Source organism: Sphingomonas sp. CFBP 13720, from assembly GCF_014842075.1.
Classification (GTDB): Bacteria; Pseudomonadota; Alphaproteobacteria; order Sphingomonadales; family Sphingomonadaceae; genus Sphingomonas.
Genome location: NZ_JACYVA010000002.1, coordinates 157,017 through 171,486, shown reverse-complemented (window position 1 = coordinate 171,486; position 14,470 = coordinate 157,017). Strand labels below are relative to the sequence as shown.

The following is a 14,470-nucleotide window of genomic DNA, read 5'->3' as shown; positions in this document are numbered from 1 at the left end:
GAAATCGATAGATTTAGATTAAATCGGAAAATCGGTATTCAGTAGAAAACATACCGTTCGCAACGACTTGTCGCAGCTGGGGGCATAATGATCCGTTCGGAACTCGTGCAATTGATCGCGCAGGACCACCCCGACCTGCCCGTTCGCGACGCCGAACGCATCGTCGCGAGGTTCTTCGATGCAATCGTTGAACAGCTCCGCGCCGGCGGCCGGGTCGAACTGCGCGGGTTCGGTGCCTTCTCGACGCGCGATCGCGACGCCCGCACCGGCCGCAATCCGCGCACGGGCGAATCGGTCGAAGTCGACGCCAAGCGCGTGCCCTACTTCAAGCCCGGCAAGGAAATGCGCGCGCGGCTGAACGTCTGACGCGATACGGGCGACCCGCCGGGCCGTAGTCGATCATCGATATGGTCCCGATCGCTCGACGCATCGTTCCTGCCCATTCGACCGTTCTGTAATCTTGGTGTCCGACGATGCCGCATCGTCGTTCGGTGTCGATCGATCGTCTCGCGACCGGCAGATCGTTTTCCGACAGCGTTCGCCTTTGGTCCTGATACCGCTGCAACTACCGTTGCTTGGGGAGCGAACCGTAATCGGACGGCGTTGTCCTAGGAAGAACCGATATTCAGCGCGATGGCGCCCCCGGCGACCGTCACCCCGGACCTGTTCCGGGGTCTATCGTGCGGTGATCGTCGGCGGTTGAGCCTTGTTCCACATCTTCGGCGGTAAGGTGGCCCCCGGAACAGGTCCGGGGTGACGAAAGAAGGCCAATTTTCGCTGAATGTCGATCCGCCTCGATCCCGGTCCCGCTGGGACGATCCGTGAGCGGGGCGCGGGCCGTAATCGGGTAATGCTGCCCTCATTACCGGTATCGCCGCAACGACCCGTGCGCGGGAGCGGCGCGTAATCGGATAACGTCGCCCCCTGTTCCGGCCTCGTCGCAGCGACCCTTGCAAAGGGAGCGATCGGTACCGGACCGCGCTGCCCTTCTGCCCGGTTCTTCCGCAATCACATTGGGTTGGGGAGTGAACCGTGATCGGACGGCGTTGCCCCTCGATCCCGGTCCGCTGCCACGCTCCCCGCGCGGCGAGCGGTCCGTAATCGGACAATGCTGCCTTCACTCCGGTATCGCCGCAACGACCCGCGCGCAGGAGCGGCTCGTAATCGGACAACGTCGCCCCTGTTCCGGCCTCGTCGCAGCGACCGTTGCGGAGGGAGCGATCCGCACATGGACCGCGCTGCTCTTCTGTCTGGTTCCACTGCAACCACCACTGGATTGGGCATCGGACAGTAATCTGACGGCGCTGCCGATCAGTCCCGGCCGCTTCGACGATCTTGCCCGGCGGACCCATTCCCCCGCGTGTTTCCGGCATCATTGACCGGAAAACGGGTCCGAAACCGTCCCGGACCAGTTTGCACGAACCGTCACCGCTTCTGGTGCGACCCCCTGTCCGGCGGGACGGGTTCGATCGGCTGTCATGGCATTGCTGTCTCCTCGCGCCGCCAGTCGAATTGCAATTCTCCCGACAAGCGAGGCGAGCCGGCGTCGGAAGGCCCGGACCAGCCGCTGGCCGTTTGCTGTCGCCTACCGCCCGCCCTTGGCCCGGGTCAGTGCCGCGACGCAACTCGCCCGGTCGATCGGCGCACCGATGCGCTGCCGTGAATCGACATGGCGGACGATCGGCACGCCCCCGCTGGCCGGCGGATAGAGATAGGCGTCGAGTACGCAGATATCCGACGCGAACTGCACCTTGCGGCCCGGCCCCTCGGTCAGGTCGAGCGCGGGCGGACCGAATAATTGCGTCAGCGCGATCGCATTCTGCCCCATCACCCGCTCCAGCCCGACCGTGCCATAGGTAGGCGGCGGCGGCACCGGCACCGCGTTCTGCCGTACGACCGGCCCGGTCGTGGCGCAGGCACCCAGCGTCAGGCCGGCAAGGATGGCGGTGGCGGCGGTACGCAATTCGTTTCCCCTGTTGCGCGACGCCGATGGAACAGGTGCGTCGCCATCGCCGCCCCCAGTAACGGCGCGACGAAGTTGACGAACGGAACCATAAGCAGCCCGGTCCCGGCAAGCCCCAGCGCGAACCGTCCCCCGCGCCCCGCCGCGCGATCCGCGCGCATCGCCGCAGCGCTGCGATGCCGCGCCGCGACCATGTCCGACAGGTCGCGACCCAACAGCCAGCCATTGACGACGAAGAACGCGACCGGCGTCCCGATCCCGGTGAACAGCAGCACCAGATATAGCGGCGATGCCAGCAGGTTGACGAGCACCGCCCGCAGCGCCGATCGCAGCCCCGACGCGATGCTGTGCGCGAACGGCACCGGCTTCGCGGTCGCCAGCGCGGCGGGATAATGCCGCGCCTCGACCGCCTCGACCACATCGTCGGCGAAGATGCCGATCACCGCGATCGCCACCACCCGGAACAACAGCCACGCCAGCGCGACCGCCGCCAGCGTCGCACCGATTGCCGCCAGCGTGCCCGCATGGTCGCCCAGCCCGAACCCGTCGCGCGCAACCCAGCGTGCGCCCCACGCTAGCGCTCCCCCGATGGCGAGCAGCACCGCGATCGTTACCGCCAGCGATTTCGCCAGCACACGCAGGAACGCCCGGTCGCCCAGTTGCGACACCGACAGGAAGAACGCCTCGATCATGCGGATCACGATGCGGCCCGGCGCGCTGCCGCGCAAGCCTTGCCTGCCCCCGCGCCGCTGGCTAACGCGCGAACCAGCCCGCGCCGCCACCGGCCGCGCGTTTCCCGTGGAGAACCCGCTTGACCGAACCCACCCTCGACGTCGTCGCGATCGGCAATGCCATCGTCGATATCCTGTCGCAATCCGACGACGCCTTCCTTGCCGAACAGGGCATGACCAAGGGGTCGATGCAACTCGTCTTCTCGCCCGACGATGCCGACGCGCTCTATGCGAAGATGGGGCCGGGCCGCGAAGTATCGGGCGGTTCCGCCGCCAACACCGTCGCGGGCATCGCCGCGCTGGGCGGCAAATGCGGCTTCATCGGCCAGGTCGCCGACGATCAGCTCGGCACCGTGTTCGCGCACGACATTCGCGCGGCTGGCATCCGGTTCGACACGGCGGTGCGCAGCGGCGAGCCGACCACCGCACGCTGCCTGATCTTCGTCACGCCCGACGGGCAACGGACGATGAACACCTTTCTCGGCGCATCGCAGTTCCTGCCCGAAGCCGCGCTGGACGCCGATCTGATCGCCAGCGGCGCGATCCTGTATCTCGAAGGCTATCTGTGGGACCCGGAAGAACCGCGCGCCGCGATGCGCGCCGGCATCCGCATCGCGCGTGACGCGGGCCGCAAGGTGGCGTTCACGCTCAGCGATACCTTCTGCATCTCGCGCCACGGCGACGACTTCCGCCGCCTGATCGCGGATGGCGAGATCGACATCCTGTTCGCCAACGAAAACGAACTGCTCGCGCTGGCGCAGGTCGACGACTTCGACGCGGCGGTGGAGCAGGTCGCCGGACAGGTGCCGGTGCTGGTCGTCACGCGCGGCGAACATGGCGCGATCGCGGTGACCGGCCGCGAACGCACGACCGTTCCCGCCGAACCGATCGACCGGCTCGTCGACACCACCGGTGCCGGCGACCTGTTCGCCGCCGGGTTCCTGCACGGACAGGCGCAGGGCTATGACGTCGAACGCTCGCTGCGGATGGGCGCATTGTGCGCGGCGGAGATCATCTCGCACTATGGCGCGCGTCCGGCGGTCGACCTGAAGGCGCTGGTCGAAGCGAAGCTGGGATAAGCGCCGATCCATCGCGTCCGCCGCCAGCGGCGGACGCACCGGCCAACGAAAAAGGCCCGGAAGTCACCTTCCGGGCCTTTCGCATATCTGTCGTGCTGCGCTTACTTCACGTCGAACACGTCGTCCGTCGGCACTTCGACTATGCCCTTGGCGATATGGCTCGTGCGATATCCGTACAGGAAATACACGACCAGCCCGACCGCGCCCCAGATGGGCAGCACCAGCATCGCATCGAGCGGCAGGTTGAAGAACAGGAAGATACAGCCAGCGATCGTCGCCGGCGCCACCAACCAGATCAGCGGCGCGCGGAACGCACGCGGCCGGTCGGCCTCGGTGAACCGCAGGATCAGCACCGCGATCGCGACCATCATGAACGCATAGAGCGTGCCGGCATTGGCGATATCCGCCAACTGCCCGACCGGAAGGAACGCGGCGGCAAACGCTACCGCGCCGCCGGTGATCGCGGTCACGACATAGGGCGTCTTCCACTTCGGATGGATCTTGCTCAGCCGTTCGGGGAGCAGCCCGTCACGCGCCATCACGAAGAAGATGCGCGTCTGTCCGAACAACAGGACGAGGATGACCGACGGCAGTGCGACGAACGCCGCGATGCCCAGCATGTTGCCGACCTTGCCGAAGCCGATCTCGCGCAGCACATGCGCCAGCGCCTCCTTCGAACACACCAGCGCGTCGGCATATTGCGGCATCGCGCACTGGCGTGCCAGTTCGGCCGATCCGGCGGCGAAGGGGACTTCGCCGTTGGTGATGAAGCCGTTCAGACCCAGCGGCTGGCCACCGATCGTGCCGATCGCGCCGGCGGCGACGAGGATGTAGAACACGGTGCAGAAGAGCAACGACCCGATCAGGCCGATCGGCACGTTGCGCTGGGGGTTCTTCGTTTCCTCGGCGGCGGTCGACACCGCGTCGAACCCGACATAGGCGAAGAAGATCGTGGCGGCGGCACCGACCGCGCCCACCCCCGTGCCCCATCCGCCGAAGACCCCGGCGGGCAGGAACGGGTTGAACCGGCTGGCGCTGAACTGATCCGATGGCAGGGTCAGCGCGATGAACGTGGTCAGCGCGACCACCTTGATGACGACCAGCACCGCGTTGAACTTGGCGCTTTCGCTGGTGCCGACGATCAGCAGCGCGGTGACCAGCAGCGCGATGATGACTGCGGGCAGGTTGATGAACCCGCCTTCGACCCCGCCCAGCGCCAGCGGACCGCCGGCAAGGAACGCGGGAAGCTGTATCCCCATAAATTCATTCAGGATCGTACCGGAGAAATAGCCGGACCATCCGACCGACACCGCCGACGCCGCGACGGCATATTCAAGGACCAATGCCCACCCCACGGTCCAGGCGAGCAATTCGCCCATCACCGAATAGGTATAGGTATAAGCCGACCCGGCGACCGGGATCATCGACGCGATCTCGGCATAGCACAAAGCGGCAACCACGCAGATCGCGCCCGCGATGGCGAAAGCCAGCATCAGCCCCGGTCCCGCCTTTTGCGCGCCGGCGGCGGTCAGGACGAAGATGCCGGTGCCGATGACCGATCCGATACCGAACAACGTCAGCTGGAATGCGCCCAGCGTGCGGGGCAGGGCCTTTTTTTCGGCGGCGGCGAGAATGGCGTCGAGTGGCTTGACGCGCCCGAATATCATGAAGCGATCCCCCATGCGCCGCGCTGTTGCGCCGACGCTCTTGTGAATGGCCGGATGCTACCCCGAAATGCGAACCGTGCAATTCCTTTCGTGCAACAAAGCTGTCCTATTGCGACAGCATGATGCCCAATGGCCTTCCGCCGAACAGGTGGACGTGCAGGTGCGGCACCTCCTGTCCGCCATGCGCGCCGATATTGGCGAGCAGGCGGTATCCCGGTTCGACCAGCCCGTGTTCGCGCGCGACATGGCCGATCGCGCGGATATAGCCGGCGATCTCCGCCTCGCTCGCCCGTGCCGAAAAATCGTCCCACGACACATAGGCTCCGGTCGGGATCACCAGCAGGTGGACCGGTGCCTGCGGGGCGATGTCGTGGAACGCAACGGCGAACGCATCCTCGTACACGCGCTTCGCCGGTATCTCGCCGCGCAGGATGCGGGCGAAGATGTTGTCGTCATCATAGGGGTGGGTGGCGTCGATCGGCATGGGGCTTACTCCTTGGCGCGTCCGGCTTTTTCGGCGATGCCCGACAATCCGTCGCGGCGGGTCAGCTCGGCGCGCACGTCGTCCAGCGCGATGCCGCGATCGGCGAGCAGTACCAGCAGGTGGAACAACAGGTCCGCCGCTTCGCCGACCAGCCCGTCGCGATCGTCGGCCATCGCCGCGATGACGCATTCGACCGCTTCCTCGCCGACCTTCTGCGCGATCTTGGCCGTGCCCTTCGCATGGAGCTTCGCGACATAGGATTGCGCGGGATCGCCGCCGATCCGGCCGGCTATGACGGATTCTAGGTGGTCGAGGGCGTCCATGTCAGTCCTTGCGCTTGCGGATCGCGCGCCGGGCCAGCACGATCATGAAGACGAATGCCACGAATGCCGCGACATCGGACCATGCGAACCCGGTCCGGGGCGCGATCACGCCCGAATGCGCGGCGATGGCGGGCGTAGCGGCGGCGATCGCGGCGACGGCGGAAAACCACTTTCCTACAGGCGATGCGGCGCCGATAGTCGCGCCCGCTCTTTGCATCGTCCGCTTCCGATTGCCCCAAATGCCGGCCGTGCCGCACATGCGCACGGGTGTGACTTTCGTGACCTTTGGGCCCGTATCACCCATGCGAGCGGACCGGCACCCCGGCCGTGGCGAGCGCGGCATGCGCATCGGCCACCGACGCTTCGCCGAAATGAAAGATCGATGCCGCCAGCACGGCGCTGGCATGGCCGATCGTCACGCCGTCGACCAGATGTGCCAACGTGCCGACGCCCCCCGATGCGACCACCGGCACCGCGACCCGATCGGCGATGGTGCGGATCAGGTCGAGGTCATAGCCGTCGCGCGTGCCGTCGCGGTCCATCGACGTGACCAGCAATTCGCCCGCGCCCAGATCGGCCAGTCTCAGCGCATGTTCGACCGCGTCGATGCCGGTCGCGCGTCGTCCGCCATGGGTGAACACCTCCCACCGTTCGCCCACGCGCCGTGCATCGACCGATGCAGTGACGCACTGGCTGCCGAACCGCGCGGCGATATCGGCGACCAGTTCGGGGCGCGCGACGGCGGCGGAATTGACCGCCACCTTGTCCGCCCCGGCCAGCAGCAGCGCGCGCGCATCCTCCGCCGATCGCACCCCGCCACCGACGGTCAGCGGCATGAAACACACCTCCGCCGTGCGCCGCACCACGTCTAGGATCGTTTCGCGCCCCTCATGGCTGGCACCGATGTCCAGAAAGGTCAGTTCGTCCGCGCCCGCCGCGTCATAGGCCCGCGCCTGTTCCACCGGATCGCCGGCATCGCGCAGCGCGACGAAATTGACCCCCTTGACCACCCGCCCGGCATGGACGTCCAGACACGGGATGACCCGGACCCGGACGGTCATGCCGCGACCCGGATGGCCTCGGCCAGGTCCAGCCGCCCGTCATACAGCGCGCGTCCGGTGATGACGCCTTCGATTCCCGGCTTGCCTTTCAGCGCGTGGATATCGCCGATATCGGCCACCCCGCCGCTGGCGATGACCGGGATCGCCACCGCTGCGGCAAGCGCGGCGGTCGCGGCGACGTTGCACCCTTTGAGCAGGCCGTCGCGACCGACATCGGTGAACAGCAGCGCGGCGACGCCCGCATCCTCGAACCGGCGGGCCAGATCGACCACGCTCACATCCGAAACATCGGCCCAGCCGCGCGTCGCGACCAGTCCGTCGCGTGCGTCGACCGCCACCACCACCTGTCCGGGAAAGGCCGCCGCCGCTTCGCGTACGAAATCGGGGTCTTCCAGCGCGGCGGTGCCGATCACCACCCGCGCCACCCCCAGCGCGATCCAGCGTTCGACATTCGCTCGGCTGCGGATGCCACCGCCCAGCTGTACGCGACCCGGAAACGCCGCGACGATCCCGGCCACCGCGTCGCCATTGACCGATTGCCCCGCGAACGCGCCGTCCAGATCGACAACGTGCAGGTGATCCGCGCCCGCCGCCGCGAACAACGTCGCCTGATGCGCCGGATCGTCGCCATAGACGGTCGCCCGGTCCATATCGCCTTCCGCCAGCCGGACGACCTGTCCGGCCTTCAGATCGATCGCGGGAAAGATGGTCAGGCCACCGGTGCGCGTCGCCGCGCCGGATATCATGGACGCCATTCGAGGAACCTTTCCAACAGCGCGATGCCGTAGCGCTGGCTTTTTTCGGGGTGGAACTGCACGCCCAACAAATTGTCGCGGCCGATCGCCGCTGTCACCGGCCCGCCATGATCGGTCGTCGCCAGCACCGCGTCGCCATCGAAGCCATAGCTGTGCAGGAAATACGCCTCGCCCGGCACGATCATCGGATGCGGCTGGGCCGGAACCACGTCGTTCCAGCCCATATGCGGCACCGCGATGCCGGGGGCGGGGGGCAGCCGCCGTACCGTACCTTCGATCCAGCCGAGGCCGGCGTGGTGTCCAAATTCCTCGCCGGTGGTCGCCAGCAACTGCATGCCGACGCAGACGCCAAGGAACGGCACCCCGCCACGCAGCGCGCGGTCGGACAGCGCCTCGACCATGCCGGGGATCGCCGCCAGCCCACCCATACAGGCCGCGAATGCGCCGACGCCGGGCAACACGATCCGGTCGGCTGCGCGAACCACGTCGGGGTCGGCGGTGATGGTCAGGTCGCGCGCGCCCGCCGCCCTCAGCGCGTTGGCGACGGAATACAGATTGCCCGCGCCGTAATCGATCAGCGCGATCACAGCAGCGCGCCGACCGCTTCCGTCGCCAGCGTCGCGGTGAACGCCACGACCTCGACGGTCGCCACGCCGTTCACCACGAACGGATCGGTATCGGCGACCTTGGCCACCGCGTCCGCTTCGCCCCGGAACAGCAGCACGCCGCCCGTCGGCGGATCGCGCCGCCCGGCCAGCAGCATGACGCCGGCCTCCATCGCCGCCTTTATCCATTCGACATGCGCCGCACGATGGACGTCGACCTCGTCCAACGGCTTCACATAGGTCAGCATGGCAAGACACATCGGCTGCATCGGACGCGATACCATCACAGGACTCCCTTGGTCGACGGGATCGCATCGGCCTTGCGCGGATCGATCTCGGTCGCGGTGCGCAGCGACCTGGCAAGACCCTTGAAGATGCTTTCCGCGATATGGTGGTTGTTGGTGCCGTACAGCGTCTCGACGTGCAGCGTGATGCCGGCCGCCTGCGCAAAACTGTGGCAGAAATGCTCGAACATCTCGGTATCCATCGTGCCGAGCCGCGCTTGCGAAAAGCGCACCTTCCACACCAGCCAAGGCCGGCCGGAAATATCCAGCGCGACGCGGGTCAGCGTCTCGTCCATCGGCGACAACGCGTCGCCGTACCGGCGGATGCCGCGCTTGTCCCCCAGCGCCCGTGCGAACGCCTCGCCGATCGCGATGCCGGTATCCTCGACCGTGTGATGTTCGTCGATATGCAGGTCGCCGACCGTCCGCACGGTCAGGTCGATCAGCGAATGGCGCGACAATTGTTCGAGCATGTGATCGAAGAAGCCTACGCCGGTATGAACGTCATAGACGCCGGTGCCGTCGAGGTTGACCGTGACGTCGATCGACGTTTCGCTGGTCTTGCGGGCAATGGTCGCGGTGCGCATGCCTCCCCATAGCGCAGGGCACAGGGCATGCAACGCAACGAATCTTGACCCGACCGCAAACCGCGCTACCCAAGGGCGCATGAGCCCACCCGTCGCCGACAGCCTGATCCCCTATGACGAAATCGTGCAGGAGGTACTGCGCGCCGTCGTCGGCCGCGTGCTGGGCCAGGTGGCGGCCACCGGCGCGCTGCCGGGCGAGCATCATTTCTACATCACCTTCCGTACGCAGGCGCCCGGCGTCGATATCCCCCGCCGGCTGATCGAACGCTTCCCTGACGAGATGACGATCGTCATCCAGCATCGCTTCTGGGATTTGACGGTCGACGAAACGCGCTTCTCGGTCGGTCTGTCGTTCGGCGGCATCCCGTCGACGCTCAACATTCCCTTTGCCGCGATCACCGGGTTTCACGATCCGGCCGTCAATTTCGAACTCCGTTTCCCCGCGAACGAAGATCCGAACTGCACCCCCGACCCGCACGATCCGCCTGAAAACGACACGCCCATCGCCACGTCGGAAGACGGATCGAACGTCGTCGCAGTGGACTTCAAGCGGCGCAAGTGACGATCGAGGTCGTCGCCACGCCCGGTGAGGCGGAGCGCGACGCGATCCTCGCGGTACTGGTCGCGCACAACGATGCGGCGGTCGGACCCAGCCCGCGCCGACAGGTCGCGATCGTCGTGCGCGACGATGCGGGCGCGATCGTCGGCGGCCTGTGGGGCCGGATCGGCTATCGCTGGTTGTTCGTCGAATATCTCGCGCTGCCACCCGCGATGCAGGGGCAGGGGGTCGGCCGCGACCTGATGCTGCGTGCGGAGGCGGAGGCGCGGGCGGACGACTGCGTCGGCATCTGGCTCGATACGTTCAGCTTTCAAGCGCGCGGCTTCTACGAAAAGCTGGGCTACACCACCTATGGCAAGATCGCGGATTTCCCGCCGGGCCATTACCGCTTCTTCCTGTCGAAACGGATCGACTGACGACGCGAAAGGTTGATCGCTCATGACCGATACCCGCACCGAAACCGACTCGATCGGCCCGATCGAGGTTCCCGCCGACGCCTACTGGGGCGCGCAGACCGAACGATCGGTCGAGAATTTCCCGTTCGCCGCGACCGAGCGCATGCCGATCGGGATCGTCCATGCCCTTGCGATCGTCAAACAGGCAGCGGCGCGGGTGAACCGCCGTCACGGCCTTCCCGGCGAGATCGCCGACGCGATTGACGCGGCGGCGGCCGAAGTCGTGGCGGGCCGGCTGGACGACCAGTTCCCGCTCGTGATCTGGCAGACCGGCAGCGGTACGCAGAGCAACATGAACGTGAACGAAGTGATCGCGGGTCGCGCGAACGAGGTGCTGACGGGCACTCGCGGCGGCAAGTCGCCGGTCCATCCCAACGACCACGTCAACCGCGCCCAATCGTCCAACGACAGTTTCCCTACCGCGCTCCACATCGCCGCCGCCCGCGCGTGTGAGGACGCGCTGTTCCCCGCGCTCGACCGGTTGCAGTCGGCGCTGGAGGCGAAGGCCAGGGAATGGGCCGATATCGTCAAGATCGGGCGCACCCATTTGCAGGATGCGACCCCGGTCACGCTGGGCCAGGAATTTTCGGGCTATGCGAACCAGTTGTACCGGTGCCGTGCGCGTATCGTACCGGCGGTGCGGCACGGCATGTACCAGCTGGCGCAGGGCGGGACGGCGGTGGGCACCGGGCTGAATGCCCCCAAGGGGTTCGACACCGATATCGCGCAGGAAATCGCGACGATCACGGGGCTGCCGTTCTTTACCGCGGAGAACAAGTTCGAGGCGCTGGCGTCGAACGATCCGCTGGTCCATCTGTCGGGGACGCTCAACACGCTGGCGGTGGCGTTGACCAAGATCGCCAACGACATTCGTTTGCTGGGGTCGGGGCCGCGATCGGGACTGGGTGAGCTGGAACTGCCCGCAAACGAACCGGGCAGCTCGATCATGCCGGGCAAGGTCAATCCGACGCAGTGCGAGATGCTGACGATGGTCGCGGCGCAGGTGATGGGCAATCACCTGTCGGTCACGGTCGGCGGGATGCAGGGGCATCTCGAACTCAACGTGTTCAAGCCGCTGATCGGCGCGGCCGTGCTGCGGTCGATCGATCTGCTGAGTGTCGGCATGGCCAGTTTCGCCGAACGCTGCGTCGACGGGATCGAGGCGAACCGTACCCGCATCGCCGAGTTGGTCGACCGGTCGCTGATGCTGGTCACCGCACTGGCGCCGGAAATCGGCTATGACAATGCGGCGAAGATCGCGAAACATGCCCACAACGAAGGGCTGACGCTGCGCGAAGCCGGACTCGCGCTGGGGCTGGTCGACGATGCGACGTTCGACCGGCTGGTACGCCCCGAAACGATGATCGGCTGACGGAACCGCTGCTGTGCTGCTGCGCTGTACCCGCACAACCATGTGAGGGTCAGGTTATGGGTGCGACGACGATAGGCGCGCTGGTCGGCGGCGTTATCGACAATATGGGCGGCGACGACGATTCGAGCTTCGACGGTGCCATCAAGGGTGCGGTCCTCGCGAACGTGCTGAAGGTCGTCGTTCCGCTGGCCATTACCTGGGCGGTCGGCTGGGCCGTGTTGCGCGGCGCGGGCGAATTGAAAGACCAACTTTTCGGACAGGAGGACGGAGCATGATCGGACGCATTATCGGGGCATTGGTCGGACGCCAGATCGACCGGCGCGATGGCGCTGGCGGTGCCAAGGGCGCGGCGATGGGCTGGGTCGCGGGCAGCGCGCTGCGCCGCATGGGGCCGCTCGGCATGATCCTCGGCGGCGGCTATGTCGCCAAGAAGGCGTATGATCGTCGCAAGCTGGGCAAGGGTACGCGCGGCTATTGAACGATGACGGGGCGCGGTGTCGCGCCCCTTTCTCGGCGGGCGGCCCTTGACGAGGCGCCCGCCCCCGCGCCATCAGGCGCGGCCATGACCCAATCGACAGATTCCGACCAGCATGGCTTCAAGCGCCGCGGCGTGCTGTTCGTCCTTTCCTCGCCATCGGGCGCGGGCAAATCGACGATCGCCCGCAAGCTGCTGGCTGCCGAACACGAACTGTCGATGTCGGTGTCGGCCACCACCCGCGCGCCGCGCGAGGGCGAGGTCGATGGCAGGGACTATCATTTCGTCGATATCGAGGAATTCCGGCGCATGGCGTCGGACCACGAATTTCTCGAATGGGCGCATGTCTTCGACAATCGCTATGGCACCCCCCGCGCGCCGGTCGATGCGATGCTGCATGCGGGCAAGGACGTGCTGTTCGATATCGATTGGCAGGGTGCGCAGCAGTTGTTCCAGATCGCCGGGGGCGATGTAGTGCGCGTCTTCATTCTGCCGCCGTCGATGGCCGAGCTGCATCAGCGGCTGATCGCGCGCAACACCGACACCACCGAAGTCATCAACCGCCGCATGGCGCGGGCCGCCGCAGAGGTCAGCCACTGGGACGGCTATGACTATGTCCTCGTCAACGACGATGTCGAGGCCTGCTTCCGCAAGGTGCAGACGATCCTCGCCGCCGAACGGCTCAAGCGGTCGCGGCAGACCGGACTGATCGGCTTCATCCGCAAATTGATGCACTGAACGACGGTTTCCGCCGCCCCGGTCGGTGCCGGGACGGCGGAGCCATGTCAGTTCGGCTCGACGACGCGAATGTCGTCGGCATTCGGCGCGACCGCAGCACCATCGGGGCGTTCCGAAAAGCGCAGTTCGTCGGGTGCCACCGCATGGTCGAGCGCGACGTTGCCGGTGTCCAGCGTTCCTCCCATGCCCGGTACGGTGCCTTCGTCGGCAATCCCCGCCGCGAACGACGCGGACGCATCGGTGCCGTCGGCCTGATGCGCACCGCCATCAGGTGCGGGCAACAGCGCCACCGGACGTTTCGCACTCGATCCGCGCAGAGACAGCAGCATCCCCGCCGCCGCACCGACCCCGCCCAGAATGGCCAGCGTCGTCCACGGCCGCATCTGCGCTTCGAGCGCAAGGCTCTGTTTGCGGACGTACATGTCCTTGTTCGACCGTTCGCGACCATCGGCGCGCGGTTCGAACAGATTGTCGCGCGCGGCGGCTTCGGCAGGCTGGTCGATCGACTGTGCCGTTTCGCCGAAGAACGCTTCCATCACCCGATCGGCGCTGCGTGGCATCAGGTTGCTCATCTTCGTCATGAACAGCCCGCTGCCGCCGACGGTCAGGTCGCGCTTGGGATGTTCGGCGGCAAAGCAAATCGCCTTGGCCACCAGTTCGGGATCATAGACCACCGGCGGGATGCGCGCGGGCTTGCTCATCCGGTTGCGTGCATGCTCGGGATACGGGGTGTCGATCCCTGCCGGCTTGACGAGCGTTACCGACACCGGTCGGCCATCGGATTCGATTTCCATGCGCAACGATTCCGTGAAGCCCTGCACCGCATGCTTCATCGCGCTGTACGCACCCTGTTTCGGGACCGACCGATCCGACAGGATCGAACCGAGATTGATGATCGCGCCGCCCCCGCGCGCGGTCAGCCGCTCGGCCGCATACAGCGACGCGGCGACCGTCGCGAAGTAACCGACGTCGAACACGCGGCGCTGTTCGTCGATGCCGGTATCCAGTAGGTCGGCATACAGCGCGACGGCGGCGTCGTTGACCCAGGTATCGAACCCGCCGAACGTATCGTGCGCGACCTGACCGATCTTTTCGGGCGCGCCTGCTTCGCTGACGTCGATCGCGAGATGCGTTGCGCGACCGCCACGCAGGCGGATCGATTCGACCGCTTCGACCAGTGCGTCTTCGTTGCGCGCGACCAGCACGACCTTGGCCCCCGCCCGTGCCGCACGGCGCGCGGCCGCAAGGCCGATGCCGGACGACGCACCGGTGATGACAATTACCTGTTGTGACAATGGTTTGAGCGTGACGGCCATATCAATTCTCCCGGAA

At 66.5% G+C, this 14,470-nt stretch carries 20 protein-coding genes; 8 read left to right on the top strand and 12 right to left on the bottom strand.

What is annotated here, in order from left to right; all coding sequences use genetic code 11:
• Window positions 1-87 precede the first annotated feature (87 nt).
• Window positions 88-366, top strand: a complete 279-nt coding sequence (locus IFT55_RS05955; protein ID WP_192090053.1) for an integration host factor subunit beta — start codon at window positions 88-90, stop codon at window positions 364-366.
• A 1,219-nt stretch (window positions 367-1,585) separates the two neighbouring features.
• Here IFT55_RS05955 and IFT55_RS05950 read toward each other — a convergent pair.
• On the bottom strand, window positions 1,586-1,963 hold the full coding sequence (locus tag IFT55_RS05950; protein WP_192090051.1) for a hypothetical protein: 378 nt from the start codon (window positions 1,961-1,963) through the stop codon (window positions 1,586-1,588).
• On the bottom strand, window positions 1,927-2,655 hold the full coding sequence (locus IFT55_RS05945; RefSeq protein WP_192090703.1) for an EI24 domain-containing protein: 729 nt from the start codon (window positions 2,653-2,655) through the stop codon (window positions 1,927-1,929). Before IFT55_RS05945 ends, IFT55_RS05950 begins: the two co-directional genes overlap by 37 nt.
• A gap of 119 nt (window positions 2,656-2,774) precedes the next feature.
• Here IFT55_RS05945 and IFT55_RS05940 point away from each other — a divergent pair, with 119 nt between their 5' ends.
• The gene (locus IFT55_RS05940) at window positions 2,775-3,773 is read left to right on the top strand and encodes an adenosine kinase (protein WP_192090049.1); all 999 of its coding nucleotides are present in this window, start codon (window positions 2,775-2,777) and stop codon (window positions 3,771-3,773) included.
• A 101-nt stretch (window positions 3,774-3,874) separates the two neighbouring features.
• Here IFT55_RS05940 and IFT55_RS05935 read toward each other — a convergent pair whose 3' ends face one another.
• The 9 genes from IFT55_RS05935 to hisB all read right to left on the bottom strand — a co-directional run bounded on the left by IFT55_RS05935 (window position 3,875) and on the right by hisB (window position 9,539).
• On the bottom strand, window positions 3,875-5,440 hold the full coding sequence (locus IFT55_RS05935; protein WP_192090047.1) for an amino acid permease: 1,566 nt from the start codon (window positions 5,438-5,440) through the stop codon (window positions 3,875-3,877).
• Between the two features lie 106 nt (window positions 5,441-5,546).
• On the bottom strand, window positions 5,547-5,924 hold the full coding sequence (locus IFT55_RS05930; RefSeq protein WP_192090045.1) for a histidine triad nucleotide-binding protein: 378 nt from the start codon (window positions 5,922-5,924) through the stop codon (window positions 5,547-5,549).
• A 5-nt stretch (window positions 5,925-5,929) separates the two neighbouring features.
• Entirely contained in the window at window positions 5,930-6,247 is a 318-nt protein-coding gene (locus IFT55_RS05925; RefSeq protein ID WP_192090043.1) for a phosphoribosyl-ATP diphosphatase, read from the bottom strand.
• A 1-nt stretch (window position 6,248) separates the two neighbouring features.
• Window positions 6,249-6,464, bottom strand: a complete 216-nt coding sequence (locus IFT55_RS05920) for a hypothetical protein (protein WP_192090784.1) — start codon at window positions 6,462-6,464, stop codon at window positions 6,249-6,251.
• A gap of 79 nt (window positions 6,465-6,543) precedes the next feature.
• Complete coding sequence (gene hisF, locus IFT55_RS05915; RefSeq protein WP_192090041.1) at window positions 6,544-7,308, bottom strand: imidazole glycerol phosphate synthase subunit HisF; 765 nt, start codon at window positions 7,306-7,308, stop codon at window positions 6,544-6,546.
• The gene (gene hisA / locus IFT55_RS05910; RefSeq protein WP_249403624.1) at window positions 7,305-8,063 is read right to left on the bottom strand and encodes a 1-(5-phosphoribosyl)-5-[(5-phosphoribosylamino)methylideneamino]imidazole-4-carboxamide isomerase; all 759 of its coding nucleotides are present in this window, start codon (window positions 8,061-8,063) and stop codon (window positions 7,305-7,307) included. Before hisA ends, hisF begins: the two co-directional genes overlap by 4 nt.
• The gene (gene hisH, locus IFT55_RS05905) at window positions 8,051-8,650 is read right to left on the bottom strand and encodes an imidazole glycerol phosphate synthase subunit HisH (protein WP_342029240.1); all 600 of its coding nucleotides are present in this window, start codon (window positions 8,648-8,650) and stop codon (window positions 8,051-8,053) included. The genes hisA and hisH overlap by 13 nt, the downstream gene beginning before the upstream one ends.
• Window positions 8,647-8,952, bottom strand: a complete 306-nt coding sequence (locus tag IFT55_RS17185; protein ID WP_249403623.1) for a YciI family protein — start codon at window positions 8,950-8,952, stop codon at window positions 8,647-8,649. Before IFT55_RS17185 ends, hisH begins: the two co-directional genes overlap by 4 nt.
• Window positions 8,952-9,539, bottom strand: a complete 588-nt coding sequence (hisB, locus tag IFT55_RS05900) for an imidazoleglycerol-phosphate dehydratase HisB (protein WP_192090037.1) — start codon at window positions 9,537-9,539, stop codon at window positions 8,952-8,954. The genes IFT55_RS17185 and hisB overlap by 1 nt, the downstream gene beginning before the upstream one ends.
• A 79-nt stretch (window positions 9,540-9,618) precedes the next feature.
• Between hisB and IFT55_RS05895 the strand changes: the two genes are divergently transcribed.
• The 6 genes from IFT55_RS05895 to gmk all read left to right on the top strand — a co-directional run bounded on the left by IFT55_RS05895 (window position 9,619) and on the right by gmk (window position 13,138).
• Complete coding sequence (locus IFT55_RS05895; RefSeq protein ID WP_192090035.1) at window positions 9,619-10,101, top strand: SspB family protein; 483 nt, start codon at window positions 9,619-9,621, stop codon at window positions 10,099-10,101.
• Window positions 10,098-10,514 (top strand): GNAT family N-acetyltransferase, encoded by a 417-nt coding sequence (locus IFT55_RS05890; RefSeq protein ID WP_192090033.1) that lies wholly within the window; start codon window positions 10,098-10,100, stop codon window positions 10,512-10,514. Before IFT55_RS05895 ends, IFT55_RS05890 begins: the two co-directional genes overlap by 4 nt.
• 22 nt (window positions 10,515-10,536) lie before the next feature.
• On the top strand, window positions 10,537-11,925 hold the full coding sequence (fumC, locus tag IFT55_RS05885) for a class II fumarate hydratase (RefSeq protein ID WP_192090031.1): 1,389 nt from the start codon (window positions 10,537-10,539) through the stop codon (window positions 11,923-11,925).
• 56 nt (window positions 11,926-11,981) lie between these two features.
• Window positions 11,982-12,200: a hypothetical protein gene (locus IFT55_RS05880; RefSeq protein WP_192090029.1), complete on the top strand. Its 219-nt coding sequence runs from the start codon at window positions 11,982-11,984 to the stop codon at window positions 12,198-12,200.
• Window positions 12,197-12,403, top strand: a complete 207-nt coding sequence (locus tag IFT55_RS05875; protein ID WP_192090027.1) for a hypothetical protein — start codon at window positions 12,197-12,199, stop codon at window positions 12,401-12,403. Before IFT55_RS05880 ends, IFT55_RS05875 begins: the two co-directional genes overlap by 4 nt.
• Window positions 12,404-12,487: 84 nt before the next feature.
• Entirely contained in the window at window positions 12,488-13,138 is a 651-nt protein-coding gene (gmk, locus tag IFT55_RS05870; RefSeq protein ID WP_192090025.1) for a guanylate kinase, read from the top strand.
• A gap of 47 nt (window positions 13,139-13,185) precedes the next feature.
• Here gmk and IFT55_RS05865 read toward each other — a convergent pair whose 3' ends face one another.
• Window positions 13,186-14,454, bottom strand: coding sequence for an SDR family oxidoreductase (locus IFT55_RS05865; RefSeq protein ID WP_192090023.1), 1,269 nt, complete (start codon window positions 14,452-14,454; stop codon window positions 13,186-13,188).
• Window positions 14,455-14,470 lie beyond the last annotated feature (16 nt).